This is a genomic window from Faecalibacterium sp. Marseille-P9590, assembly GCF_017377665.1.
Classification (GTDB): domain Bacteria; phylum Bacillota; class Clostridia; order Oscillospirales; family Ruminococcaceae; genus Faecalibacterium.
On sequence record NZ_JAFREF010000002.1, the window covers coordinates 336,693 to 360,599 of the forward strand.

At 65.5% G+C, this 23,907-nt stretch carries 23 protein-coding genes and 1 riboswitch; all 23 genes read left to right on the plus strand.

Annotated features, from left to right (window positions below):
* The first annotated feature begins 36 nt into the window (after nt 1-36).
* The 23 genes from J3349_RS04205 to J3349_RS04315 all read left to right on the plus strand — a co-directional run bounded on the left by J3349_RS04205 (nt 37) and on the right by J3349_RS04315 (nt 23,890).
* Nucleotides 37-2,727, plus strand: coding sequence for a helicase associated domain-containing protein (locus J3349_RS04205; protein WP_207676523.1), 2,691 nt, complete (start codon nt 37-39; stop codon nt 2,725-2,727).
* 41 nt (nt 2,728-2,768) lie between these two features.
* Nucleotides 2,769-2,986, plus strand: a riboswitch (cobalamin riboswitch).
* A 173-nt stretch (nt 2,987-3,159) separates the two neighbouring features.
* Entirely contained in the window at nt 3,160-4,404 is a 1,245-nt protein-coding gene (locus tag J3349_RS04210; protein ID WP_207676524.1) for a sirohydrochlorin cobaltochelatase, read from the plus strand.
* A 126-nt stretch (nt 4,405-4,530) separates the two neighbouring features.
* Nucleotides 4,531-5,397: an iron transporter gene (locus J3349_RS04215; RefSeq protein ID WP_207676525.1), complete on the plus strand. Its 867-nt coding sequence runs from the start codon at nt 4,531-4,533 to the stop codon at nt 5,395-5,397.
* Nucleotides 5,398-5,399: 2 nt separating this feature from the next.
* The gene (locus tag J3349_RS04220; protein WP_207676526.1) at nt 5,400-6,533 is read left to right on the plus strand and encodes an ABC transporter substrate-binding protein; all 1,134 of its coding nucleotides are present in this window, start codon (nt 5,400-5,402) and stop codon (nt 6,531-6,533) included.
* Between the two features lie 13 nt (nt 6,534-6,546).
* Nucleotides 6,547-7,566, plus strand: coding sequence for an iron ABC transporter permease (locus J3349_RS04225; RefSeq protein WP_207676527.1), 1,020 nt, complete (start codon nt 6,547-6,549; stop codon nt 7,564-7,566).
* Nucleotides 7,563-9,500 (plus strand): cobalt-precorrin-5B (C(1))-methyltransferase CbiD, encoded by a 1,938-nt coding sequence (gene cbiD, locus J3349_RS04230; RefSeq protein WP_207676528.1) that lies wholly within the window; start codon nt 7,563-7,565, stop codon nt 9,498-9,500. The genes J3349_RS04225 and cbiD overlap by 4 nt, the downstream gene beginning before the upstream one ends.
* Nucleotides 9,485-10,186 carry a precorrin-2 C(20)-methyltransferase gene (cobI, locus tag J3349_RS04235; RefSeq protein ID WP_207676529.1) on the plus strand — a complete coding sequence of 234 codons (702 nt, stop codon included), beginning with the start codon at nt 9,485-9,487 and terminating at the stop codon, nt 10,184-10,186. Before cbiD ends, cobI begins: the two co-directional genes overlap by 16 nt.
* Before the next feature lie 3 nt (nt 10,187-10,189).
* Nucleotides 10,190-10,957: a precorrin-4 C(11)-methyltransferase gene (gene cobM, locus J3349_RS04240; RefSeq protein ID WP_158405512.1), complete on the plus strand. Its 768-nt coding sequence runs from the start codon at nt 10,190-10,192 to the stop codon at nt 10,955-10,957.
* Entirely contained in the window at nt 10,954-11,946 is a 993-nt protein-coding gene (locus J3349_RS04245; protein WP_207676530.1) for a cobalt-precorrin 5A hydrolase, read from the plus strand. Before cobM ends, J3349_RS04245 begins: the two co-directional genes overlap by 4 nt.
* The gene (cobJ, locus tag J3349_RS04250) at nt 11,943-12,686 is read left to right on the plus strand and encodes a precorrin-3B C(17)-methyltransferase (protein WP_207676531.1); all 744 of its coding nucleotides are present in this window, start codon (nt 11,943-11,945) and stop codon (nt 12,684-12,686) included. Before J3349_RS04245 ends, cobJ begins: the two co-directional genes overlap by 4 nt.
* Nucleotides 12,683-13,420 (plus strand): precorrin-6A reductase, encoded by a 738-nt coding sequence (cobK, locus tag J3349_RS04255; protein ID WP_207676532.1) that lies wholly within the window; start codon nt 12,683-12,685, stop codon nt 13,418-13,420. The genes cobJ and cobK overlap by 4 nt, the downstream gene beginning before the upstream one ends.
* On the plus strand, nt 13,417-14,610 hold the full coding sequence (gene cbiE, locus J3349_RS04260) for a precorrin-6y C5,15-methyltransferase (decarboxylating) subunit CbiE (RefSeq protein WP_207676534.1): 1,194 nt from the start codon (nt 13,417-13,419) through the stop codon (nt 14,608-14,610). Before cobK ends, cbiE begins: the two co-directional genes overlap by 4 nt.
* A gap of 1 nt (nt 14,611) precedes the next feature.
* Nucleotides 14,612-15,964 (plus strand): cobyrinate a,c-diamide synthase, encoded by a 1,353-nt coding sequence (locus J3349_RS04265; RefSeq protein WP_207676535.1) that lies wholly within the window; start codon nt 14,612-14,614, stop codon nt 15,962-15,964.
* Entirely contained in the window at nt 15,957-17,033 is a 1,077-nt protein-coding gene (gene cobT / locus J3349_RS04270) for a nicotinate-nucleotide--dimethylbenzimidazole phosphoribosyltransferase (RefSeq protein ID WP_207676536.1), read from the plus strand. The genes J3349_RS04265 and cobT overlap by 8 nt, the downstream gene beginning before the upstream one ends.
* Complete coding sequence (locus J3349_RS04275) at nt 17,027-17,551, plus strand: bifunctional adenosylcobinamide kinase/adenosylcobinamide-phosphate guanylyltransferase (RefSeq protein WP_207676537.1); 525 nt, start codon at nt 17,027-17,029, stop codon at nt 17,549-17,551. The genes cobT and J3349_RS04275 overlap by 7 nt, the downstream gene beginning before the upstream one ends.
* A complete protein-coding gene (locus tag J3349_RS04280) occupies nt 17,548-18,300 on the plus strand; it encodes an adenosylcobinamide-GDP ribazoletransferase (protein ID WP_207676538.1) in 753 nt (250 codons plus the stop codon). Before J3349_RS04275 ends, J3349_RS04280 begins: the two co-directional genes overlap by 4 nt.
* Nucleotides 18,301-18,627 carry a bifunctional adenosylcobinamide kinase/adenosylcobinamide-phosphate guanylyltransferase gene (locus J3349_RS04285; RefSeq protein ID WP_158389605.1) on the plus strand — a complete coding sequence of 109 codons (327 nt, stop codon included), beginning with the start codon at nt 18,301-18,303 and terminating at the stop codon, nt 18,625-18,627.
* On the plus strand, nt 18,621-19,226 hold the full coding sequence (locus tag J3349_RS04290; RefSeq protein WP_158396832.1) for a histidine phosphatase family protein: 606 nt from the start codon (nt 18,621-18,623) through the stop codon (nt 19,224-19,226). Before J3349_RS04285 ends, J3349_RS04290 begins: the two co-directional genes overlap by 7 nt.
* Entirely contained in the window at nt 19,226-20,179 is a 954-nt protein-coding gene (cbiB, locus tag J3349_RS04295; protein ID WP_207676644.1) for an adenosylcobinamide-phosphate synthase CbiB, read from the plus strand. Before J3349_RS04290 ends, cbiB begins: the two co-directional genes overlap by 1 nt.
* Nucleotides 20,176-21,228: a threonine-phosphate decarboxylase gene (locus tag J3349_RS04300; RefSeq protein ID WP_207676540.1), complete on the plus strand. Its 1,053-nt coding sequence runs from the start codon at nt 20,176-20,178 to the stop codon at nt 21,226-21,228. Before cbiB ends, J3349_RS04300 begins: the two co-directional genes overlap by 4 nt.
* Complete coding sequence (locus tag J3349_RS04305; RefSeq protein ID WP_207676541.1) at nt 21,225-22,709, plus strand: cobyric acid synthase; 1,485 nt, start codon at nt 21,225-21,227, stop codon at nt 22,707-22,709. Before J3349_RS04300 ends, J3349_RS04305 begins: the two co-directional genes overlap by 4 nt.
* Nucleotides 22,710-23,222 carry a cob(I)yrinic acid a,c-diamide adenosyltransferase gene (locus J3349_RS04310; RefSeq protein WP_207676542.1) on the plus strand — a complete coding sequence of 171 codons (513 nt, stop codon included), beginning with the start codon at nt 22,710-22,712 and terminating at the stop codon, nt 23,220-23,222.
* A complete protein-coding gene (locus tag J3349_RS04315; protein ID WP_242699494.1) occupies nt 23,219-23,890 on the plus strand; it encodes a precorrin-8X methylmutase in 672 nt (223 codons plus the stop codon). The genes J3349_RS04310 and J3349_RS04315 overlap by 4 nt, the downstream gene beginning before the upstream one ends.
* Nucleotides 23,891-23,907 lie beyond the last annotated feature (17 nt).

Below are 23,907 nucleotides of genomic sequence, written 5' to 3' on the forward strand. Positions count from 1 at the left end.
TTTCTGAACCCTCGGAAGGGGCAGAAAGGATAAGATATGTCGATTTTGGTAGATGATTCAAATAAAACAGCCTGCCGTGCAGCGGAGGCTGGACTGCAACAGAAAAACTGTGCTGCGCTGGTGCGTCCGGCGGGTACGGGCAAAGGCTGCATCGTGTGGGAGCTGCTGGACGCCCACCCCGAGATGCGCGTGCTCTGGGTGGTGTCCTGCGCTGCCCGTCTGGAACTGCGCCGCGCCCTGACAAAGCGGCTGGGCCGGACGCTGGGCGGCCGGGTGCGGCTGATGAGCTGTGAGCAGCTGGCCGTGCAGAATGCGCTGGGCTGGGTGGCGCTGGCTGAGTTCCGGCCCGGCCTGCTGGTACTGGACGGCTGGAGGGAGATAAGCGCAAAGGACTGGACCGACTGTGTCCAGCCTCTGTTCCGCCTCTGCCCGGGGGCAAAGCTGCTGGCTCTGGGGGAGCCGGACGCCCCGGGCGACAGCTGCCGCGCCGCCGAGGAGATGCTGGCCGACGCCATCGTGGAGCCGCTGGCGCTGGGCGGGGCGATGGCCGAGGGCCTGCTGCCCATGCCGGCCTCCTATACGGCCCTGCTCTGGCCGCTGGAAGATGCGATGGCCCGCCTCCGTGCTGAGGTGAAGAACCTCCATCTGCCGGGCTGCCCTGACCCCAACGCCGAGAAATATCAGGCTCTGAGCCTTGCCATAGAAAAGCTTCCGCCGGTGGAACAGCTGCTGGCGCAGTGGCTCCCGGATGCTGCCGGGCGCTGCCTCGTCCTCTGCGAGGATGATGCAGCGGCGGCGCAGACCGCAGAGCAGGCCGAGAAGCTGTTTGGTGCAGGAACACATATTTATAAGGATGCAGAAGGCTTTGCGGCCGATGAAGCGGCCACCCTCCGGCTGCTGGTCTGTGCCAACGGCCCGGCGGTGCAGGCTCCTCTGGCCGGGATCTCGGGCGTGGTGCTGGCGCGCCGCAGCGCTGAACCGACCGCATACCGGCAGATGCTGGCCCGCGCCCTTGCAGCCTGCGGCAGTGTGCCGGTGGCAGAGCTGAGCGCGGCCTTTGAGGCGCTGACCTGTGTGCAGCAGCTGCGGAAGGAGTGCAGCGCGGCGGGGGCAGAAGCCTTCCCGCTGGAAGAGCCCCTTTCTGCCTGCCGCCGGGCTTACCGGCAGCTCCGCCGCGCGCTGGACTCCGACTGGGAGCGCTATTATGCCGCCGCAAAGCAGATGACGGCAGAGGGAAAGACGCTGGACGTGCCTCGCTCCTACAGCTTCGGGGGCGTGGCCGTGGGCCGCTGGCTGGAAAACCAGCGCCTTGTCCGGGCCGGAAAGAAAAAGGGACGCCTCACCGCCGCGCAGGCCGCCCGGCTGGACAAAATCGGCATGAACTGGCAAAAGCGGCTCGAGCTGGCGTGGGAGAACGGCTGTGCTTCGGCCCGGCGGTACCGCGACAGCCACAGCGACCTGCTGGTGCCGGTCCATTATAAGGATAAGGACGGCTTTGCGCTGGGCGAGTGGATCGTCTATAACCGCCAGCGCTATCTGGGCGGGAACCTGCCGTCAGACCGCGTCGAGCGCCTCGAGGCACTGGGCATGGTGTGGGACACCGGCAGCATCCTCTGGGAGAAGAGCTATGCCGCCGCCGTCCAGTATTATCTGGAAAATCACACGCTGGAAATTCCCGTCAAGTATGTCACGCCGGACGGCATGGCGCTGGGCGTCTGGCTGGGCAGTCAGCGTGCCGCTTATAAAGAAGGTGTGCTGACCGACGCCCAAATCGAAAAGCTGGAAGCGCTGGGAGTGGATTGGACGAACCGGAACGACCGCAAGTGGCAGACCGCCTACGAGGCCGCCGTGAAGTACCACGCCGCCCACGGGAACCTCGACGTTCCCATCGAGTACATCGACGAAGACGGCATCCTGCTGGGCAAGTGGGTGTCCCGCCAGCGGTACGCATGGCAGAACCCCGAGCGCAGCAGCGCCCGGGTGACGCCGGAGCGGAAAGCCCTGCTGGACGAGCTGGGCATGAACTGGGAAAAGACCGACTCGTGGCAGCACCGCTACGAGCTGGCCGTGGAATACAAAAAGGAGCACGGCAGTCTGGCCGTTCCGGCCCAGTACCGGACGGAGGACGGCATCTGGCTGGGCAGCTGGCTGTCCCGTCAGAAGCAGATGCTGCGGGAGGGCAAAAAGCTCTCCGCCGAGCGCCGCGCGGCCCTGAAAGAGCTGTTCAAGGGCGAAAAAGGCCGACGCCTCAGCGCCCCGGTGCCGCCCGCGTGCAGCGTGCGGGAGCAGAACTGGCTGGATAACTACCAGAGCGCCAGGATCTACGCCGAGAAGAAGGGCAGCCTCCTCGTGCCTGCCGGATATGTGGACGAGAACGGCTTCCGTCTGGGCGTCTGGATCTCGAACCTCCGGGCTGCCCGCAAGGCCCGGCCCGGCTCGTTTCAGGTGACACCGGAGCATATCGCTCTGCTGGACGCCATCGGGATGCAGTGGGACGCCCGGGAGGCCAAGTGGGCCGGGGCGTTCCGCCGTGCCGAAGAATACTGCGCCGCCCACGGCAATCTGCTGGTGCCGGTGAACTATAAGACCGAAGACGGCTTCTGCCTCGGCGACTGGGTCCGCCGGATGCGCGAAAACTACGCCTGTGCCGAGAAAAAGCTGACGTCAGAGCGCATCGCAAAGCTCGAAGCGCTGGGCATGGTCTGGACCGTGCCGCAGGAGGGCTGAGATATTGCATTTTAGGGCGGAGTGTGTTATACTTCACCTCGTCTGAATAGAAAACAGCAGGTGCCTGCCGCCGGGGCTTCGTCCCCGGCCGGGAGGGTAAAAGGGAAGCGGGTGCGAGTCCCGCGCGATCTCGTCACTGTGATAAGGGAGTCCGCTGCCTTGGCGCTCAGCGCCGGTCACTGGAGGCTTTGCCTCTGGGAAGGCGGCAGCGGGCGGTGAGCTTTCAGTCAGGAAACCTGCCCGCTGTTGGTACAGGAGCGTCCGGCTCCGGATCACGAGGAATTGGTCGTACCAAAAAGCCCGAAAGTTCAAAGGGTCTTTTTGCTGTGCCTTCCGCGCGGTGAAAAGGCTCTTTTTTCGTTTGAGCTGGCCCCCGTTTCGTACCCTTTCTATCGGAAACGTACATTCCACACAACAGAAAGGACTCAAACAATGCGTAAGGCAACCAACAAGAACTGGCAGCGCGTCACCGCCGCTGCTGCCGCACTGGCCCTGTGTGCCGGTGTCCTCACCGGCTGCGGTGCATCTTCTTCCACTGCCGCCGGCAGCACTGCCGCAAGCTCTGCTGCCGCCAGCGAAGTGAGCAGCGAGGAGGCTGATGAAATGGCAGCAAAGAATGTGGCAGACCTCATCGATGCCATCTATGTGCAGGAGCGCAATGAGAACACCGACGCTCAGTGTGAGGCTGCAAAGGCAGCATGGGACGCTCTGACCGACGCTCAGAAGGAGATGGTCGAGGGCGAGGAGGCTGACCCCGATTACTTTGGCCGCGACACCGGCGATGCCTCCAAGGACGACGCCCGCAATGAGGACAACATCGGCGACAACGAGATCCTGGTCGTCAGCTTCGGCACCTCCTTCAACGACAGCCGCGCAGCGGACATCAAGGGCATCGAGGACGCCATCCAGGCCGCATATCCCGACTGGTCTGTCCGCCGTGCCTTCACCGCACAGATCATCATCAACCATGTTCAGGCTCGTGACGGCGAAAAGATCGACAACATGGAGCAGGCCATGGAGCGCGCTGTTGCCAACGGCGTGAAGAATCTGGTCATCCAGCCCACCCATCTGATGCATGGCGCTGAGTACGACGAGATGATGGAGATGGTGGACAGCTACCGCGATAAGTTCGAGTCCGTCGCCATCGCCGAGCCTCTGCTGGGCGAGGTGGGCAGCGATGCCACCGTCATCAACGCCGACAAGGAAGCTGTAGCCAAGGCCATCACCGCCGAGGCCGTCAAGACCGCCGGTTTCGACAGTCTGGACGCCGCTGCTGAGGACGGCACCGCTTTCGTCTTCATGGGCCACGGCACCTCTCACACCGCAAAGGTGAGCTACACCCAGATGCAGTCTCAGATGGAGGCTCTGGGCTACAAGAATGTCTTCATCGGCACCGTCGAGGGCGAGCCTGAGGAGACTGCCTGCGAGAACGTCATCGAGGCTGTCAAGGCCGCCGGTTACACCAAGGTCGTCCTGCGTCCCCTGATGGTCGTTGCAGGTGACCACGCCAACAACGATATGGCTGGCGACGACGAGGATTCCTGGAAGAGCCAGTTCGAGGCCTCCGGCGAATTCGATTCTGTCGATTGCCAGATCGCCGGTCTGGGCGAGGTCGCTGACATCCAGCAGCTCTACGTCGCACACACCAAGGCCGCTGTCGATTCCCTGAACGGCTGAGCATAAGTTTATGATTGCCCGGAAAGGAGTGCCTTTTCGGGCAATTTCTTTTTCGGCCTGCTTTGAATTCGGGCCATTGCGTGTTATAATCTTTTCTGTAAAATAGATACTTCGAGGTATATCATCATGAAACTGAACCATAAATTTGCTCTTTTGCTGGCCGGCGCTGTGCTGGCTGGTTCTCTCACCGGCTGCGGCGCATCCGGCACCCCGGCCAGCTCTGCCGCTTCCTCCGAGGCTGCGGCTTCCTCCGCCGTGAGCGAGGCAGCTTCCGAACCGGCGGCAGAGGCTGCTCTGCCCGACGGCGTCTACACCGCCGACTTTGACACCGACAGCTCCATGTTCCATGCCAACGAGGCCAATGACGGCAAGGGGACCCTGACTGTGAAGGACGGTCAGATGACCTTCCACGTCAGCCTCGCCTCCAAGAAGATCGTCAACCTCTACGTCGGCATGGCCGCTGATGCCGAGGCCCACGAGGGCGACTGGCTCCAGCCCACCACCGACACCGTCACCTACTCCGACGGCCTGTCCGATGAGGTCTACGGCTTCGACATCCCGGTGGAGGCTCTGGACGAGGACTTCCAGCTGGCCATCCTCGGCACCAAGGGCAAGTGGTACGACCATACCGTCCGTGTCGCCAACGCCCAGCCTGCTGCGGCGGAAGCACCTGCCGACGGCACCTACACCTGTGATGTGACCCTCGAGGGCGGCTCCGGCCGTGCCACCGTGGACAGCCCTGCTGCTCTGACCGTGGCCGACGGCAGGATGACCGCCACCATCGTCTGGTCCAGCCCCAACTACGACTATATGCTGGTGGACGGCGAAAAGTATCTGCCCACCAACACCGAGAGTAACTCTACCTTCGAGATCCCCGTCACTGCTCTCGACACCCCGCTGGATGTGGTGGGCGATACCGTCGCCATGAGCACCCCGCATGAGATCGAGTATACGCTGACCTTCGCCTCTGCATCCCTGATCGAGGCAAAGTAACGATGAAACGCCGCAATTTCCTGAAAGCCCTGCCTGCCGCCGCCCTCACCCTTGCGGGCTGCGGGCAGCACAAGACCGCCCCAGCCAATACAGCATCCCTCGTGTTCGACCACAGCTACCCGCTGGACTATGCCACCCAGTTTTCCGCCGACTGCTATGAGGGCGGCTATGTGATGATCGACATCCCGGACGCCGGGCGGTTCCTCGTCGTCCCTGAAGGGGCCGCCGAGGTGGACGACCTGCCCGAGGACGTCGTGGTGCTGCGCCAGCCGCTGGATCATATTTATCTCGTCTCCACCTCGGTGATGGACCTCTTCGTCCATCTGGACGCATTGGACAGCATCGCCCTCTCCGGCACGAAGGCCGAGGGCTGGTATGTGGAAGAGGCCAGACAGGCCATGCAGGAGGGCCGCATCGCCTACGCGGGCAAGTACAGCGCCCCGGACTATGAGCGCATCCTTGCCGCCGGCTGCACCCTCGCCATCGAGAACACCATGGTGCTCCACGACCCCGAGGTCAAGGAGCAGCTGGAAAAGTTTGGCGTGCCGGTCCTCGTGGAGCGCTCGAGTTACGAGAGCGGCCCGCTGGCCCGGATGGAGTGGCTCAAGCTCTACGGCATCCTGCTGAATAAGACTGAGATGGCGGAAGAGGTCTTTCGCCAGAAAGTGGAGCAGGTGGCCCCTATCCTCGAGCAGGAGAACACGGGCAAGACCGCGGCCTTCTTCTCCATCACCACCAACAACCTCATCACCGTCCGCCGTACCAGCGACTATGTGGCCCAGATGGTGGGGATGGCCGGCGGCGTCTACATCTTCGACGACCTCGAGGGGGAGACGTCGGCCCAGTCCACCATCAAACTGCCGCTGGAGACCTTCTATGCCCGGGCCAAAGACGCCGACGTCCTCATCTACAACAGCACCATCGAGGGCGTGATGGAGACCCGTGACCAGCTCATCGAAAAATGCCCGATGCTGGCGGATTTCAAGGCCGTCCAGTCCGGCGACTGCTGGTGTACGGCCCAGAGCCTCTTCCAGCAGAGCATGGAGCTGGCCGACCTCATCTCGGATATGAACCACGTCTTCACCGAGGGCTCGCCCGACCCGGCGTCCCTCCGTTTCTTACAGCGCATCGTATAAAAGGAGCTTTGTCATGACCACCACCCGCCGCCTCAGCCTCGCGTACCTCGCCCTCACGGTGGGGGTCGCGGTGCTGTTTGCACTCAACCTGTTCTGGGGCAGTGTGTCCCTGACGCCCGGCGCGGTGGCGGCGGCTCTGCTGGGCAGGGACGAAGATGCGCTGGCCGTGGGCATCGTGCTCCAGCTCCGTCTGCCCCGGGCGGTCATGGTCGTGCTGCTGGGCGCGGCCCTCTCGGCTGCAGGCTACCTCCTGCAGACCTTCTTCGCCAACCCCATCGCCGGCCCCTTCGTCATGGGCGTGTCCAGCGGCGCAAAGCTGGCAGTGGCCCTGACGATGGTGGTGTTTTTACAGCAGGGGCTGCTCACTGGCTCGGCCACCCTCATCATCGCCGCCTTTGCAGGCTCGATGGCGGCGATGGCCTTTGTGCTGGTGGTGGCCCGGCGGGTGCCGCGGATGAGCATCCTCGTCATCTGCGGCATCATGATCGGTTATATCTGCTCGGCTGTCACCGACATCGTGGTGACTTTCGCTCAGGACTCCAACATCGTCAATCTCCACAACTGGTCGATGGGCAGCTTTTCCGGCATGACCTGGGCCAATGTGGGTGCAGCGGCCTGCGTGGTGCTGCCCGCGCTGGCGGCGGCGTTCCTGCTCTCGAAGCCCATGGCGGCCTACCAGATGGGCGAGAGCTACGCCAGGAGCGTCGGCGTACCGGTGCGGGCCTTCTCGACGGCCCTCGTGCTGCTTTCCAGCCTGCTTTCCGCCTGCGTGACGGCCTTTGCAGGCCCCATCTCCTTTGTGGGCATCGCGGTGCCGCATCTGGTCAAGAACCTGCTGGGCAGCGCAAAGCCCCTTTATGTCCTGCCGGGCTGCTGTCTGGGCGGGGCAGCGTTCTGTCTGCTCTGCGACCTCATCGCCCGCAGCCTGTTCGCGCCCACTGAGCTGTCCATCAGCTCGGTGACGGCGGTTTTCGGTGCGCCGGTGGTCATCTGGCTGTTGGTGCGCCGCCAGACACAGGAGGGCCGGGAATGAGCGATCCGAAATTCTACTGCCGCGCCGAGGACCTTGCCATCGGCTACGGCAAAACGTCCCTGATGGAACACATCGGACTCGGCGTCGGGAAGGGGACCATCCTCACCCTCATCGGCCCCAACGGCGCGGGAAAATCCACCCTGCTCAAGACACTGGCAGCGCAGCTGGCCCCCCAGGGGGGCGCTGTGCTGCTGGACGGCAAAAATCTCGCGGACTACTCCGGCCCGGAGCGCGCCCGCAAAATGGCCCTGATGGTGCCTCACACCCGCCGCACCGAGCTGACCACCTGTTTCGAGATGGCGTCCGCCGGGCGCTACCCCTACACGGGGCGGCTGGGTGTCCTCTCGGCGGAAGATAAGCGCCAGGTCCATGCCGCGCTGGCCCTCGTGGGGGCCGAGGCGCTGGCGGGCCGGGACTTCAACCGCATCAGCGACGGCCAGCGCCAGCGCGTCCTGCTGGCTCGGGCCATCTGCCAGCAGCCGGAGCTGATATTATTGGACGAACCTACGTCTTTCCTCGACATCAAGGGCAAGGCCGAATTGCTGGCCATCCTGAAAAGCCTCGCCCGGGACAAGAAGATGGCCGTCATCCTCAGCCTCCACGAGCTGGAGCTGGCGCAGAAAGTTTCCGACAAGGTCGTCTGCGTCTCGGCGGCGGGCGTCTCGGACGTCATGACGCCGGAAGAGGCCTTTGCCCGGGAAAACATCTGCAAAATTTATGCTCTGACCGATGAGCAGTACGCATTTCTCTACGGCGAAGAAAAAGCGCCGGAGGAAAAGCGCCCGCTCTTCGAGCACTACGTCCGCAGCGGCCAGAAGCTCCTGCGCTGCGGCTACACCACCGGCACCTGCGCGGCGCTGGGCGCGGCGGGCGCGGCACGGCTGCTGCTCACCGGCCGCACCCCCGAGACGGTGGCCCTCCGCACCCCGAAGGGCATCGTGGTGGAGGTGGAGCCCATCTTCTGCCGCCTGTCCGGTGAGGGGGCTGAGTGCGCCATCCGGAAGGACGGCGGCGACGATGTGGACGTGACCACCGGTCTGCCGGTCATCGCCGATGTCGCTCTCCGGCCCGAGCTGTCCGGCGAGGTGCGCATCCACGGTGGTGAGGGCGTGGGCCGGGTGACAAAGCCCGGTCTCGACCAGCCCGTGGGCGAAGCCGCCATCAACCACGTCCCCCGGGCCATGATAACGGAAGCGCTGGAAAAGGAGGCCGAATCTGCCGGGTACGCGGGCGGCTTTGACGTCACCATCTCCATCGAGGGCGGGGCTGAGACGGCGAAGCGCACCTTCAACCCCCACATGGGCGTGGAAGGGGGCCTCAGCGTCCTCGGCACCAGCGGCATCGTCGAGCCCATGAGCCAGCAGGCCATCCTCGACACCATCCAGCTGGAAATGGGGCAGGCGGCGCTCCGGGCGGTCAGCCCCCGGCGGCTCATCCTCGCCCCGGGCAACTACGGCCTCGACTATCTCCACGAGAAGATGCCCGCCCTAAAGAATATCCCGGTGGTCAAGACCTCGAACTTCATCGGGGATACGATGGATATGGCGGCGGCATCCCACTTCGAAGAGGTGGTGCTGGTGGGCCACATCGGCAAGCTGGTCAAACTGGCGGGCGGCGTCATGAACACCCACTCCCGCACAGCCGACTGCCGCACCGAGCTGCTCTGCGCCCACGCCGCCCTCTGCGGTGCGTCCAGGGACGTCTGCGCGGCCCTGATGAACGCAGCCACCACCGACGCCTGCATGGAGATATTAGACAAAGCAGAGATGAGAGAGCCGGTGCTGTCCAGCCTGCTGGACGCCATCCAGCTCCACCTCGACCGCCGCGCCGCCGGGGCGTTCCGGGTGGGCGCGGTGCTTTTCTCGAATCAATACGGCCCGCTGGGCCAGACCAGAACTGCAAAGGAGCTGCTGGACGAATGGAAAAACGGATAGGCACTTTTTACGGCGTCAGCGTCGGCCCGGGCGACCCCGAGCTCATGACCCTGCAGGCTGTCCGCCGCCTCGAAAACTGCCCGGTCATCGCCGCGCCCCAGACCCCGAAGGGCGGGATGCTGGCGCTGGACATCGCAAAAGGTGCGGTGGAGCTGAGCGGCAAGACCATCCTGCCGCTGCGCTTCGCCATGAGCCTTGACCCGGCGGTGCAGAAAGCCGCCCACATCGAGGCGGCCCGGGCCGTGAAAGAATATCTCGACGCCGGGCAGGATGTCGCCATGCTCAACCTCGGTGACGTGTCCGTCTACGCCACCTTCGGCTACCTGCAGGAGATCTTGGAGGCCGAGGGCTGCAAGACCGTGATGCTCCCCGGCGTGACGAGCTTCTGCGCCGCTGCGGCCCGGCTGGGCCAGTCCCTGACGGGCGGCATGGAGCAGCCGCTGACCATCGCCCCGGGGCGCTGCGCCGCTGAGGTGCTGGCCGCACCGGGCGCGAAAGTGCTGATGAAATCGGGCCGTCAGCTGCCCGAGACGCTGGCCGCGCTGGCCGACGCCGGGCTTCTGAGCTGGAGCGCGATGGTCTGTAACTGCGGCCTGCCGAACGAGGAGGTCTGGCCCGACCTGGCCGATTACGACCCGGCCCGGTCGGCGGGCTATTTCGCAACGATTTTGGTGAAGGAGGGGTAAGATATGGTCCATTTTGTAGGAGCCGGGCCGGGCGCGCCCGACCTCATCACCCGGCGGGGCGCGGCCCTGCTGGCCGATGCCGACTGCATCATCTACGCGGGCAGTCTCGTCAACCCGGCCCTGCTGGGGCTGGCGAAGCCCGGCTGTGCCATCTATAACAGCGCCGAGATGACGCTGGAACAGGTGCTGGACACCATCCGTGCCGCCGAAAAGGCCGGCGGAACCACGGTCCGCCTCCACACCGGCGACCCCTGCCTCTACGGGGCCATCCGGGAGCAGATGGACGCGCTGGATGCTGACGGCATCCCTTATGACGACACCCCGGGCGTGTCCAGCTTCTGCGGCGCGGCGGCGGCGCTCTGTGCCGAGTACACCCTGCCCAACGTCAGCCAGACCGTCATCATTACCCGGATGGAGGGCCGCACTCCTGTCCCTGAGGCCGAACAGCTGGAAAAGCTGGCCGCTCACGGGGCTACCATGGTCATCTTCCTCTCCATCGGGCTGGTGGACAAAGTCCAGCAGGCCCTTCTCGAGAGCGGCGGCTACCGCCCCGATACCCCTGCCGCTGTGGTCTATAAGGCCACCTGGCCCGAGCAGAAGGTGGTGCGCTGCACCGTCTCCACACTGGCCGAGGAGACCCGCAAAAACGGCATCACCAAGACCGCCCTCATCGTCGTGGGCGACTTTCTGGGCGAAAACTACGAGCGCAGCAAGCTCTATGACCCCGCCTTTACCACCGAGTTCCGGCAGGGGACGGAGGCCGGGCAGTGAGCCGGGCATATCTGGCCTTCACCGCAAAAGGCGAGGCGCTGGCCCATCGGCTGGCGGAAGCTCTGCCCGGCAGCGTGAGCCGCTGCGGCGGAGACGTGACCCTGAAAGGCTGGACGGCGGAGCATTTTGCACAGGATGAGGCCCTGATTTTTGTAGGAGCTGTGGGCATCGCGGTGCGGGCCATCGCGCCCCACTGCAAGAGCAAGGCCGCTGACCCGGCGGTGGTGGTCGTGGACGAGGGCGGGAACTTCGCCGTGCCGCTCCTGTCGGGCCATCTGGGCGGTGCCAACGCGCTGGCCCGGGCGCTGGCAAAAGCGTGCGGCGCGGTGCCGGTCATCACGACGGCCACCGACGTCAACGGTCTCTTCGCCGTGGACCTCTGGGCCAAGGCCCAGAACTGCGCTGTCCTTGAACCGGAGCGCATCAAGCGCGTCAGCGGCGCCCTGCTGGCCGGGCAGACTGTCCGGTACTGGTCGCCGTGGCCGGTGGCGGGGGAAATCCCCGCCGGCGTGGAAAAAACTGACGCACCCGAAGCCGCCGACTTCGCCCTGACCCTCACGCCGCAGGGCAGGGCGCTCCACCTCGTCCCCCGCATCGGGGTGCTGGGGGTGGGGTGCCGCCGCGGCACGACGGCCCAGCAGCTGGAAGAAGCCTTTGCGGCGTTCTGTGCCGCGTCCGACCTCAGCCCGGCGGCGGTCTGCGCCGCCGCCAGCATCGACCTGAAAAAAGATGAGCCGGGGCTTGCAGAGTTCTGCAAAGTCCACGGCTGGCCCATCACGTTCTATCCGGCCGACGAACTGCGGGCCGTGCCGGGACAGTTCACCCCGTCGGCCTTTGTGGCAAGTGTCACCGGCGTGGACAACGTCTGTGAGCGCTCGGCGGTAAAAGCCTCGGGCGGGATGCTCCTTCTGCCCAAAACGGCAGGCGGCGGCGTGACGCTGGCGCTGGCCGTCCGCCCCTTTGCACCCGATTGGAGGACAGAGCAATGAGTGAGAGTAAAAAGACCGTGTTCGTCGTGGGGCTTGGCCCCGGCGGCGGACAGTTTCTGACCGTGCAGGCGCAGAGCGCCTTGCAGCAGGCCGAGGTGTTGTGCGGCTATACGGTCTACATCGACCTTGTGCGCCCCCTCTACCCGGAAAAAGAGTGCTACACCACCGGCATGACCCGGGAGATCGACCGCTGCCGCTGGGCGCTGGATACCGCCCGGGCGGGTCGGGACGTGGCGCTGGTCTGCTCCGGCGACGCCGGGGTCTACGGCATGGCCAGCCCGCTGCTGGAGCTGGCCGAAGAGTACCCGGATGTCAACGTGGAGGTCGTCCCCGGCCTGACCGCCGCCCTCAGCGGCGGCGCGGTGCTGGGTGCGCCGCTGGCCCACGATTTCTGCGTCATCTCGCTGTCGGACCGTCTCACGCCGTGGGAGGTCATCGAAAAGCGGCTGGTCTGCGCCGCCCAGGGCGATTTCGCACTGGCGCTGTACAATCCCTCGTCCAAGGGCCGCCCGGACTATCTGCGCCGGGCCGTGGACGTCCTGCTGGCGAACGGCAAAGCCCCGGACACCCTCTGCGGCTATGTGCGGAACATCGGCCGGGAAGGGCAGGAAAAGCACATCCTGCCTCTCAGCCAGCTCCGGGACACCGAGGTGGATATGTTCACCACCGTCTTTGTGGGCAGCGCCGCCACTCGCGCGCTGAGCGGGCGGATGGTCACGCCGCGGGGGTACCGCCGATGAACGTCGTCGTTTTCAGCGGCACCACCGAGGGGCGGGAGCTTTCCCGCCAGCTGGCGGCGCTGGGCATCGAAGTCACCGTCAGCGTGGCCACCCCGCTGGGGCAGGAAGAGCAGGGGAGCACCCCCGGCGTCACCGTCCGGTGCGGGCGGCTCCTGCCCGATGAGATGGCCGCGCTCTTGGGGGATTCCGCCCTCTGCATCGACGCCACCCACCCCTACGCAGTGGAGGCGACCAAGAACATCAAAGCAGCGGCAGAGAAGGCCGGGGTAGGATACCTCCGCCTGCTGCGTCCGGCCAGTCCGCTGCCGGAAAACTGTCTCGTCTTTGAGAGCGCAAAGCAGGCAGCCGAGGCGCTGGCCGCAAAAGAGGGCAACCTTCTATTGGCCACCGGGGCCAAGGAGCTGGCGCAGTTTGCGGCCATCCCGCCCGAGCGGCTCTACCCCCGTGTCCTGCCCACGCTGGAAAGCATCGCGGCCTGCGAGGCGGCGAATATCCCCCACCGCAACATCATCGCCATGCAGGGCCCCTTCAGCTTTGCCCTCAATCAGGCCATGATGGAGCAGTTCCATATCCGCTGGCTCGTCACAAAGGACGGCGGCGCGGCCGGAGGCTTCGACGAAAAAGCCGCCGCCGCCTCTGCCGCCGGGGCGCAGCTGGTGGTCATCCGCCGCCCGCCCGAGCAGGGCGAGACGGCTTCCGAGGTGCTGAAACGCTGCAAGGAGATGATAAGATGAACGTGACACTTATCGGCATGGGCTCCGGCCAGCCGGAGAACCTGACCCTTCAGGGCCTGGCCGCACTGCGGCAGGCCGACCTCATCCTGGGCGCACGGCGTCTGCTGGCAGTTCTGCCTGCCGGCTGCACCGAGAACCGCGCCGCCGCCTACCGCCCCGACGAGGTGGCAGAGCTGCTGCAGACTTCCGGCGCAGAGAACGCCGTGCTGGTCTACAGCGGCGACACCGGCTTTTACTCCGGCGCGTCCTCCATGATGGAAAAGCTGGAGAACCTCGGCGTCCGCGCCCGGGTGCTGCCCGGCCTTTCCAGTATCCAGCTGCTGGCGGCGGCGCTGGGCCGTCCGTGGCAGGGGTGGAACCTTGTTTCGGCCCATGGCCGCACCTGTGACCCGGTGGCCGAGTGTATGCAGGGCAGACCCACCTTCTTCCTCACCGGCGGCAGCGAAGACCCCGCCACCCTCTGCGCCCAGCTGGCGGCAGAGGGCTTCGGGGACGTGCAGGCTGTTGTGGGCCAGTGCCTCGGCACGCCGGAAGAGAAGATCTTCCGCGGCAGCGTCAAAGAGCTGGCCGCAGGCCGCTTCAACAGCCTGAGCGTCCTTCTCGTGGAGGCGGCGGAGGTGCTGCCCCGCCGCGCCCCGGGCCTGCCGGACGAAGCCTTCGAGCGGGGCGACGTCCCCATGACCAAGCAGGAAGTCCGGGCCGCTGTGCTGGCGAAGCTGGCCGTCCGCCCGGAAGACATCCTGTGGGACGTGGGGGCCGGGACGGGCAGCGTCAGCGTGGAGCTGGCATTGGCCGCGCCCCGGGGCCGGGTCTACGCAGTGGAGTGCAGGCCGGAGGGCTGTGCGCTCATCAAAGCCAACCGCGAAAAATTCAGGACCCGGAACCTCGTCCTCGTGGAGGGGCTTGCCCCCGCCGCGCTTTCGGACCTGCCCGCGCCGGACGCTGTTTTCATCGGCGGCAGCAAGGGTAGCCTTGCCGCCATCGTGGACGCCGCGCTGGATAAGAACCCCGACGCCCGCATCTGCGTGTCGGCCATCGCCCTTGAGAGCCTTTCGGCGGCGGTGGCCGCGCTGACGGCCAAAGGCCGGACCGTGCAGGTGAGCCAGATCGCCGTCAGCCGGGCCAGGGCCGTGGGCGGACTGCACCTCATGATGGCCCAGAACCCCATCTACCTCATCACAGGAGAATGACATGATACAGTTTCTGCTGGCGGCGCCCCGCTCGGGCAGCGGCAAGACCACCATGACCTGCGCCCTGCTCATGGCGCTGAAGCGGCGGGGCTGTGCGCCCTGCGCCTTCAAGAGCGGGCCGGACTACATCGACCCCATGTTCCACCGGGCCGTGCTGGGGGTGGAGAGCCGCAACCTCGACCTCTTTTTTTCTGCGCCCGAGACGGTGCGCACCCTCTACGCGAAGGGGGCCGCCGGCCACGGTGCGGCGGTGTGCGAGGGGGCTATGGGCTTTTACGACGGCCTCGGGGGCGTCAGCGACAGGGCCAGTGCGTGGCATCTGGCCGACACGCTGGGCCTGCCGGTGCTGCTGGTGGTGGAGCCGAAGGGTCAGAGCCTGACGCTGGCCGCAGAGCTGAACGGGCTCGTAAACTTCCGCACTCCCAGTCACATCGCAGGCATCCTGCTGAACAACTGCACGGCACGGATGCACGCTCTGCTGGCCCCGATGCTGGAAGAAGAGACGGGTCTGCCGGTGCTGGGCTTTCTGCCGAAACTCCCGGAGGCCGTCATCGGTTCCCGCCATCTGGGCCTCTACACGGCGGCGGAAGTGGAAAATTTACAGCAGAAGCTGGCCCTTCTGGCCGACGCGGCGGAGGAGCACATCGACTGGCCCCGCCTGCTGGCCCTCTGCGAAAAGGAACCGCCCGTCCTGCCGGTGCAGCCGGAGACGCCTCCGGCCCGCGTCCGCATCGCCGTGGCGCAGGACGAGGCGTTCTGCTTCGCCTACGCCGAGACGCTGGAAGCCTTCCGGGACGCCGGGGCAGAGGTGGTCTTTTTCAGCCCCCTCCGCGACACGGCTCTGCCGGAAAACATCGGCGGGCTGTATCTGCCCGGCGGCTATCCGGAACTTCACGCAAGAGAATTGAGTGAAAATACCTCGCTTCTGCGCGAGATAAAGCAAAAAATCGAGTCCGGTCTGCCCACGGCGGCCGAGTGCGGGGGCTTCCTCTATCTGGGGCGGAGCCTCACGGACGCCGAGGGGCAAAGCTGGCCGATGGTGGGCGTTCTGCCGGGCGAAGCAAAAGATGCCGGACGTCTCGTCCGCTTCGGCTACGCCGCGCTGAGCGCAGACTCGGACAGTATGCTCTTCCGGGCCGGGGAGAGCTTTCCCATCCACGAATTCCACCACTGGGATTCCACCGCCAACGGCGTGGCTCTCGTGGCAAAAAAGCCGGTGGGCGGCGCAGAGTGGCGGTGCGGATCTGTAAACGAGCATTTCTATGCGGGCTTCCCGCATTTGTACTGGGCGGGTACGCCCCTGCCGCAGCGCTTTGCCGCCGCGGCTGAAAATTACAGGAGAGACCATGACTGAGACAGAACTCGCCGCCCTCTGTGCGGCCATCACGCCGCCGGACGAAGCCGCCCGGGCGGCGGCGCACGCCCACTGGGCCAGCCTTGCAAAGCCGCTGGGCGGGCTGGGTAGATTGGAAACGACCATCGAGGACGCCGCCGCCCTTACCGGCAGCGCAAAGCTGGATATTTCCCGCCGGGCGGTGCTGGTGCTCTGCGCCGATAACGGTGTGGTGGCCCAGGGCGTCAGCCAGACCGACAGCAGCGTGACCCGCGCCGTGGCTGAGAACCTCGCCGCCCGCCGCACCAGCGTCTGCCGGATGGCACAGACCGCCCGGTGCGAGGTGGTGCCGGTGGATATGGGCATCGCGGGCGACCCGGTCCCGGGCGTCCTCGACTGCCGCATCGCCCCCGGCACAGCGGACTTCACCCTCGGCCCGGCTATGAGCAGGGCTGAAGCTGTGGAGGCCATCGGCAGGGGCATCCGGCTGGTGCAGGAGCAGAAGAAAGCGGGCGTCGGCCTGCTGGCTACCGGTGAGATGGGCATCGGCAACACCACGACATCCAGCGCCGTGGCCGCTGTGCTGCTGGGCCAGCCCGTCGAAGTGATGACAGGCCGGGGCGCGGGTCTTTCGGACGAGGGGCTTGCCCGGAAGATCGACGCCATCCATCGCGGCATCGCAAAAAATCAGCCCGACTCTGCCGATGCACTGGACGTGCTGGCGAAGCTGGGCGGTTTCGATATTGCCGGGCTCTGCGGCATCTTCCTCGGCGGGGCGATGGAAGGTGTGCCGGTTCTGGCCGACGGTTTCATCAGCTGTGTGGCGGCGCTCTGCGCTGTCCGGTTCTGCCCGGCAGCGGCCAAGGCTGTTTTTGCAAGCCACTGCTCCACCGAGCCGGCCACAAAGCTGGTGCTGAACGCTCTGAACAAAAAAGCCCTCATCACGGCGGGCCTGCATCTGGGCGAAGGCACCGGCGCGGTGGCCGCCATTCCGCTGTGGGACATGGCGCTGGCCGTCTACGATGGCTGTTATTCCTTTGAAGAGGGCGGCATCAAAGCCTACACGCCGCAGGGGGGTGCGGGATGCTGACGCTGGTGCTCGGCGGCGCGGCCAGCGGCAAGAGCGCCTACGCCGAGAGCCTTGTGCTCAAGACCGGCCTGCCCCGCTATTACCTCGCCACCATGCAGGTCAGGGATGCCGAGTGCGCCGCCCGGGTGGAAAAGCACCGGAAAATGCGGGCGCAAAAGCAGTTCGAAACGCTGGAATGCCCGCTCCACCTCGACCGTCTGGCTCTGCCCGGCCGGGGGACCGTCCTGCTGGAAGACCTCGGCAACCTCGTCGCCAACGAGCTTTACAGCCCCGGCGGGGCAGGAAAGCACACCGCCGAGGCCGTTTTGGACGGGCTGGAACGCCTCGCCGCCGGGTGTGATAACCTTATCGTCGTATCGAACGAGGTGTTCAGCGGCGGTGCCGACTACGCAGGCGACACCGACCAGTATCTGCTGGCGCTGGCGCAGGTGAACAACGCCTTCGCCGCCCGGGCGGACAACGTCTGCCGGGTGGTCTGCGGCCTGCCGGTGTACTACAAAGGGGGAGAAAAGCTGTGACTGTTTTGCAGACCATCGCGGTGGCCTTTGCGATGTTTTCGGCCCTGCCGGTGCCGCAGTTCGAGTGGAACGAAAAAAATATGCGGTACGCCATGTGTGCCTTCCCCCTCATCGGGCTGGTGTGCGGCGTGCTGTGGTGCCTCTGCGGCGTCCTGCCCCTGCCGGAGCTGGCCCGGGCGGCGGCGTTCTGCCTCGTGCCGGTGGCCGTCACCGGCGGCATCCATCTCGACGGCTATGCCGACACCTCGGACGCCCTCTCGAGCTACGGCGACCGGAAAAAAAAGCTTGAAATTCTGAAAGACTCCCACTGTGGGGCCTTCGCTGTCATCCGGCTGTGCTGCTACTTTGTGGCCTACTTCGGCCTCTGCGGCAGTGTGCGGTTCACACCCCGGGCGGGCCTGTGCTGGACGCTGGCGCTGGTGCTGGAGCGGGCGCTGTCGGGCTTTGCCGTGGCGGCGTTCCCGCTGGCGAAAGACACCGGCCTCGCCCATACTTTTGCCACAGCGGCCGACAAGCAGACCGTCTGCCGCTTTCTCTGCGGCCTGTCGGCTCTGCTCATCCTGGCGCTGACGGCGCTGGGCGGCGGCGGGCTGGCGGCAGCAGCGCTTCTGGCGCTGTGGCGCTATTATTTCGTGGCAAAAAAGCAGTTTGGCGGCATCACCGGCGACCTGGCCGGGTGGTTTTTACAGCGGGCCGAGCTGTGGATGCTGGCGGCGCTGGCCGTCAGCCAGTGGGGAGGAGTGCTGTAAATGATGTTCATCACAGGGCCGCTCTACAGCGGCAAGCGCACCTTTGCGCGGAACTTCCGGGGCAGCGTCATCGCCGATGTGCAGGACGCCGCCGCCGAGACTCAGACCCCGGAGCAGCTCGAAACGCTGGCCCGGGAGCTGGCGGAATATGATATTGTCATCGCCACCGAGGTCGGCGGCGGTGTTGTCCCGATGGATGCTGAGGAGCGCGCCGGGCGGGAGGCCGCCGGACGGCTGGCCTGCCTGCTGGCAGAGCGCGCCGACTGCGTGGTGCAGATGTTCTGCGGCATTCCGACAGTATTGAAAGGAGAATTACCCCAATGTTGATTTATCTGCTGCGTCACGGCCTGACCGAATACAACGCCCAGAAACGCTATCAGGGCCAGCGCGACATCCCGCTCTCGGCGGAGGGTCTGAGCCAGCTGCGCCGGGCCGACATCGACCCGAAGGTGGTCTATATCACCCCGCTGCAGCGGACGGCCCAGACGGCCCGGGTGCTCTTCCCGGAGGCAGAGCTCGTGGTCGTGAAGGACCTGCAGGAGATGTGCTTCGGCAGCTTCGAGGGCAAAAACTACGTCGAGATGGAGCACGACGCCGATTATCAGGCGTGGGTGCAGGCCAACTGCGAGAGCAAATGCCCCGACGGTGAGCGGAAGGACGACTTCTCGAACCGCATCTGCAATGCCTTCTCTGCTCTGGTGGACAAGGCGCTGGCCGACGGCGAAGAGCTGCTGGTCATCCTGGCCCACGGCGGCACCCAGATGGCGGCCATGGAGCGGTACGCCCTGCCCAGGCGCGGTTATTATGCGTGGTGTGGCCCCAACGCGGGCGGCTATGTGCTGGATGCCGCCGACTGGGCCGAGAAGCGCCAGCTCCACCTCGTGAAGACCGTGCAGTACACGAAAGACGCGGAGGCCGGCGTATGATGACAGACTGGGCTGTGCTGGGAGGCTTCGTGCTGGATGCCATTTTCGGCGACCCGGCGTGGCTGCCCCACCCGGTGGTGTACATGGGCAAAGCAATCTCCCGGCTGGAAAAATTCCTCCGCGCCCGCCTGCCCAAAACGCCTCAGGGCGAGCTGCTGGGCGGCGCGGTGCTGGCGTTCTGCCTGCCGGTAGGAACGCTGCTGTTCACGGGCCTTGTCTGCTGGGGCGCGGCGATGCTTCACCCGCTGCTGGGGCTGGCCGTCCAGATGTTCTGGTGCGGGCAGGCGCTGGCTGCAAAGGGACTGGCGCAGGAGAGCACGAATGTCTATGTCGAGCTGAAAAAAGGCAGCCTGCCCGCTGCCCGGAAGGCCGTGAGCCGCATCGTGGGCCGCGACACGGAAGCTCTGACCGCCGAGGGCGTGACCAAAGCGGCGGTGGAGACGGTGGCCGAGAACGCCAGCGACGGCGTCATTGCGCCGCTGCTTTATATGCTGCTGGGCGGTGCGCCGCTGGCCCTGACCTACAAGGCCATCAACACCATGGACAGTATGCTGGGCTACAAAAACGAAAAATATCTCTACTTTGGCCGCGCCGCTGCAAAACTGGACGATGTGGCGAACTATATCCCGAGCCGTCTGGCGGCGCTGCTCTGGATCATGGCGGCGGCGTTCACCCGCAATGACGCCAAGGGTGCATGGCGTATCTGGCGGCGGGACCGCCGCAATCACGCAAGCCCCAACAGCGCCCAGACTGAGAGCGCCTGCGCGGGCGCGCTGGGCGTTCAGCTGGCCGGGCCGGCCTACTATTTCGGGGAATATTATCCGAAGCCCACCATCGGCGATCCGCTGCGGCCCATCGAGCCGGAGGATATTCTGCGGGCAGATCGGATGATGTATGTAGCCAGCGGGTTTGCGCTGGCGTTTGGATGTGCAATACGGGGGTTCTTGGGATGAAACAACTGGTCCACGGCGGTGACTGGATGGGCTACCGCGAACGCTTTGGCCGCGACGCGCTGGATTTTTCGGCGAACGTCAGCCCACTCGGTCTGCCCGAAGGGGTGGCGCAGGCCATCCGGGATGCACTGCCTCTGGCCGACCGCTACCCCGACCCCCTCTGCCGCACCCTGCGGGCGGCGCTGAGCCGGGCCGAGGGTGTGCCGCAGGAGCGTATCCTCTGCGGCAACGGCGCGGCAGACCTCATCTTCCGGCTGGTCTGGGCCGTAAAGCCCCATAAGGCGCTGGTGACAGCCCCGACTTTTGCCGAGTACGCCTCTGCATTGGATACGGTGGGGTGCGAAGTGAAACGATTCTTCCTCGATGAAACGAATGATTTCGCCCCGACGGACGCCCTCGTGGACGCCGTGGACGAGAGCATCGACATGGTGTTCCTCTGCCAGCCGAACAACCCGACGGGGCAGCTGGCCTCACCCGAACTGGTGAAAAAGTTGCTGCGCCGGTGCGGGGAGTGCCGCACGATTTTGGCCGTAGATGAGTGCTTTCTGGACTTTCTGCCCGACGCCGACGGGTGGACTGCGAAGCCTCTGCTGGAAAGTGGAAACCTCGTCATCCTGAAAGCTTTCACCAAGCTCTACGGCATGGCCGGCGTCCGGCTGGGCTACTGCCTCTGCGGCGACGAAACGCTTCTGGAAAAAATGCAGACAGCGGGCCAGCCGTGGGCCGTGTCCAGTCTGGCGCAGGCGGCAGGCGTCGCGGCCCTGAAAGAAACCGCTTATGTGGACGAGGTGCGCGCGCTCATCGCCCGGCAGCGGCCCGTTCTGACGGCGGGCCTGCGGGCGCTGGGTCTGCGGGTCATCGACGGAAAGGCAAACTATCTGCTCTTCCGCGCGCCCGCCGACCTGAATGAGAGGCTTCGCCCGCTGGGAACACAGGTGCGCAGCTGCGCGAATTATCCGGGCCTCGGGCCGGAGTGGTACCGCACGGCGGTGCGCACGGCCCCCGAGAACGCCCGGCTGCTGGAACTTATGAAAGAGGTGCTGGGATGAGCAGGGCAAAATGCATCATGGTGCAGGGTACGATGAGCGGTGCAGGCAAAAGTCTGCTCTGCGCGGCGCTCTGCCGCATCTTTGCGCAGGACGGCCTGCGCGCCGTGCCGTTCAAGAGCCAGAACATGGCTCTGAACAGCTTCGTCACCAAGGACGGCCTCGAGATGGGCCGGGCGCAGGTGGTGCAGGCGCAGGCCGCCGGTGTCGAGCCGGACGTGCGGATGAACCCCATCCTCCTGAAGCCCAGCAGTGACGTGGGCAGTCAGGTCATCGTCAACGGCGAGGTGCGGGGCCAGATGAAAGCGTCGGAGTATTTCCGCACGAAACGGCAGCTGGTGCCGGACATCCTGAAGGCGTATGACAGCCTCGCCGAGGAGGCTGACGTCATTGTCATCGAGGGCGCGGGCAGCCCGGCGGAAATCAACCTCAAGAGCGAGGACATCGTGAACATGGGCCTCGCCGAGATGGTGGACGCGCCGGTGCTTCTGGTGGGCGACATCGACCGGGGCGGCGTGTTCGCCCAGCTATACGGCACGGTGGAGCTGCTGGAAGAAAAAGAACGCCGGCGCATCAAGGGACTCGTCATCAATAAATTCCGTGGAGACGTAGAAATTCTGCGCCCCGGCCTTTCGATGCTGGAAGAAAAGACCCATCTGCCCGTGGTGGGCGTCGTACCGTACCTGAAGGTGGACATCGAGGACGAGGACTCCCTGAGCCAGCGCCTCGAGATGCGGGACGGCAAAAAGCCGCTGGATGCGGCTATCATCCGTCTGCCGCATCTGTCCAATTTTACGGACTTCATGCCGCTGGAACAGCACCCGCTGCTGGGTGTGCGGTATGTTTCGAACGCTCATGAGCTGGGCGCACCCGACCTCATCCTGCTGCCGGGCACGAAAAACACGGTGGACGACCTGCTCTGGCTGCGGCAGTGCGGGCTGGAAACGGCTCTGCTCAAGCTGGCCGCGAAAGGCACGCCGGTGCTGGGCGTCTGCGGCGGCTACCAGATGCTGGGCCAGACCCTCGACGACCCCACCGGCAGCGAGAGTGGCCGGCCGCAGACTCTGCGGGGGCTGGGTCTGCTGCCCACCCGGACCGTGTTCAGCGAGCAGAAGCGCCGCGCACAGGTCAAAGCGACCGCCGCCGCCCCCTTTGCGGGTGCAGAGCTGGAAGGCTACGAGATACACACCGGCGTGACCGAGGCTGAGGGCGGACCCTTCGCCCACTACCCCGACGGAGGCCGGGAAGGCTGTGTGCAGGGCAATGTATTCGGCACCTACCTCCACGGTCTGTTCGACACTGGCACGCTGACCGAGGCGCTGGCGGGCTGGCTCTGCCGCCGGAAGGGCATCGACCCCTCCGACGCGGCCCTCATCCCGATGGAAGAGTACCGCCGCCAGCAGTTCGACATCCTGGCCGACGGCGTGCGCGGGGCGCTGGATATGGACGCGGTGTATGCCGCGATGGGAATGGAGAGGCGCTGAATGGAACAGGGACTTTTGCATCTGTACTGGGGCGACGGAAAGGGGAAGACCACCGCCGCTATGGGTCTTGCGCTCCGTGCGCTGGGGTCCGGGAAGCGGGTGGTCATCGTCCAGTTTTTGAAGGGAGGGAACAGCGGCGAGATACCGCTTCTGGCCCAGCTTGGCGCGGAGATCTACCGGGGCAAGGCCGGGCAGAAATTCGTCTTTCAGATGACGCCGGAGGAAAAGGCCGCGACCCGGGAACTGCAAAACCAGAACCTCGCCGCCGCCATAGCACAGCCTGCCGACCTGCTGATACTGGACGAAGCCGGGAGCGCAGAAGAGCTGGATATGGTGGACGTCGATCTATTAAAAAAGGCCGTTCTGGAGCGGCCTGCTGGGTGTGAGTGCGTCCTGACGGCCCACACGCCGCCCCAGTGGATGCTGGACGCCGCCGACTACTCCACCGAGATGAAATGCCACCGCCACCCCTACCAGAAGGGGATAAAAGCACGAAAGGGGATAGAATATTGACGCCGCAGCATCATTTACCTGCTGACATTGAGCGGACGAGCTTCCACATCATCACCGAAGAGCTGGAAATGATGGGCCTGACCCCGCCGCCCGAGCACGAAGCCGTGGTCAAGCGGGTCATCCACACCACCGCCGACTTCGACTATGCGCGGAATCTCCACTTCACCCCCCGCGCGGTGGAGCAGGCCGTCAAGGCCCTCCACGCCGGGGCCGTCATCGTGACCGATACGAATATGGCGCTGGCCGGCATCACCAAACCCGGTCTGGCGAAGCTGGGCGGCACGGCCTGCTGTTATATGGCTGACCCCGAGGTGGCCGCCGCCGCAAAAGAGGCTGGCACCACCCGGGCCGTCGCAGCGATGAAAAAGGCAGCGCAGGAGCATCCCGGGGCCATCCTCGCCGTCGGCAACGCGCCCACGGCTCTGCTGACGATTGCAGAACAAATCGAAAGCGGCCTGCGGCCCGCACTGGTCATCGGTGTGCCGGTGGGCTTTGTGAACGTGGTGGAGAGCAAGGAGCGGCTCTTCGCCGTCTGCGAAAAGCATGATGTACCGGCCATCGTGGCGATGGGCCGCAAGGGCGGCAGCAACGTCGCTGCGGCCATCTGCAATGCCCTTATCTACTCCGCCGCCGAGATGCTCGACCCCTCGGCGCGGGGGTGGAAGTGAGCGATAAGTTTTGGAGG

What these genes read in the sequence shown, in the direction of transcription:
- J3349_RS04205 (WP_207676523.1), top strand. Translation starts at nt 37, where the DNA reads ATGTCGATTTTGGTAGATGATTCAAATAAAACAGCCTGCCGTGCAGCG.
- J3349_RS04210 (WP_207676524.1), top strand. Translation starts at nt 3,160, where the DNA reads ATGCGTAAGGCAACCAACAAGAACTGGCAGCGCGTCACCGCCGCTGCT.
- J3349_RS04215 (WP_207676525.1), top strand. Translation starts at nt 4,531, where the DNA reads ATGAAACTGAACCATAAATTTGCTCTTTTGCTGGCCGGCGCTGTGCTG.
- J3349_RS04220 (WP_207676526.1), top strand. Translation starts at nt 5,400, where the DNA reads ATGAAACGCCGCAATTTCCTGAAAGCCCTGCCTGCCGCCGCCCTCACC.
- J3349_RS04225 (WP_207676527.1), top strand. Translation starts at nt 6,547, where the DNA reads ATGACCACCACCCGCCGCCTCAGCCTCGCGTACCTCGCCCTCACGGTG.
- cbiD (WP_207676528.1), top strand. Translation starts at nt 7,563, where the DNA reads ATGAGCGATCCGAAATTCTACTGCCGCGCCGAGGACCTTGCCATCGGC.
- cobI (WP_207676529.1), top strand. Translation starts at nt 9,485, where the DNA reads ATGGAAAAACGGATAGGCACTTTTTACGGCGTCAGCGTCGGCCCGGGC.
- cobM (WP_158405512.1), top strand. Translation starts at nt 10,190, where the DNA reads ATGGTCCATTTTGTAGGAGCCGGGCCGGGCGCGCCCGACCTCATCACC.
- cobJ (WP_207676531.1), top strand. Translation starts at nt 11,943, where the DNA reads ATGAGTGAGAGTAAAAAGACCGTGTTCGTCGTGGGGCTTGGCCCCGGC.
- cobK (WP_207676532.1), top strand. Translation starts at nt 12,683, where the DNA reads ATGAACGTCGTCGTTTTCAGCGGCACCACCGAGGGGCGGGAGCTTTCC.
- cbiE (WP_207676534.1), top strand. Translation starts at nt 13,417, where the DNA reads ATGAACGTGACACTTATCGGCATGGGCTCCGGCCAGCCGGAGAACCTG.
- J3349_RS04265 (WP_207676535.1), top strand. Translation starts at nt 14,612, where the DNA reads ATGATACAGTTTCTGCTGGCGGCGCCCCGCTCGGGCAGCGGCAAGACC.
- cobT (WP_207676536.1), top strand. Translation starts at nt 15,957, where the DNA reads ATGACTGAGACAGAACTCGCCGCCCTCTGTGCGGCCATCACGCCGCCG.
- J3349_RS04275 (WP_207676537.1), top strand. Translation starts at nt 17,027, where the DNA reads ATGCTGACGCTGGTGCTCGGCGGCGCGGCCAGCGGCAAGAGCGCCTAC.
- J3349_RS04285 (WP_158389605.1), top strand. Translation starts at nt 18,301, where the DNA reads ATGATGTTCATCACAGGGCCGCTCTACAGCGGCAAGCGCACCTTTGCG.
- J3349_RS04290 (WP_158396832.1), top strand. Translation starts at nt 18,621, where the DNA reads ATGTTGATTTATCTGCTGCGTCACGGCCTGACCGAATACAACGCCCAG.
- cbiB (WP_207676644.1), top strand. Translation starts at nt 19,226, where the DNA reads ATGACAGACTGGGCTGTGCTGGGAGGCTTCGTGCTGGATGCCATTTTC.
- J3349_RS04300 (WP_207676540.1), top strand. Translation starts at nt 20,176, where the DNA reads ATGAAACAACTGGTCCACGGCGGTGACTGGATGGGCTACCGCGAACGC.
- J3349_RS04305 (WP_207676541.1), top strand. Translation starts at nt 21,225, where the DNA reads ATGAGCAGGGCAAAATGCATCATGGTGCAGGGTACGATGAGCGGTGCA.
- J3349_RS04310 (WP_207676542.1), top strand. Translation starts at nt 22,710, where the DNA reads ATGGAACAGGGACTTTTGCATCTGTACTGGGGCGACGGAAAGGGGAAG.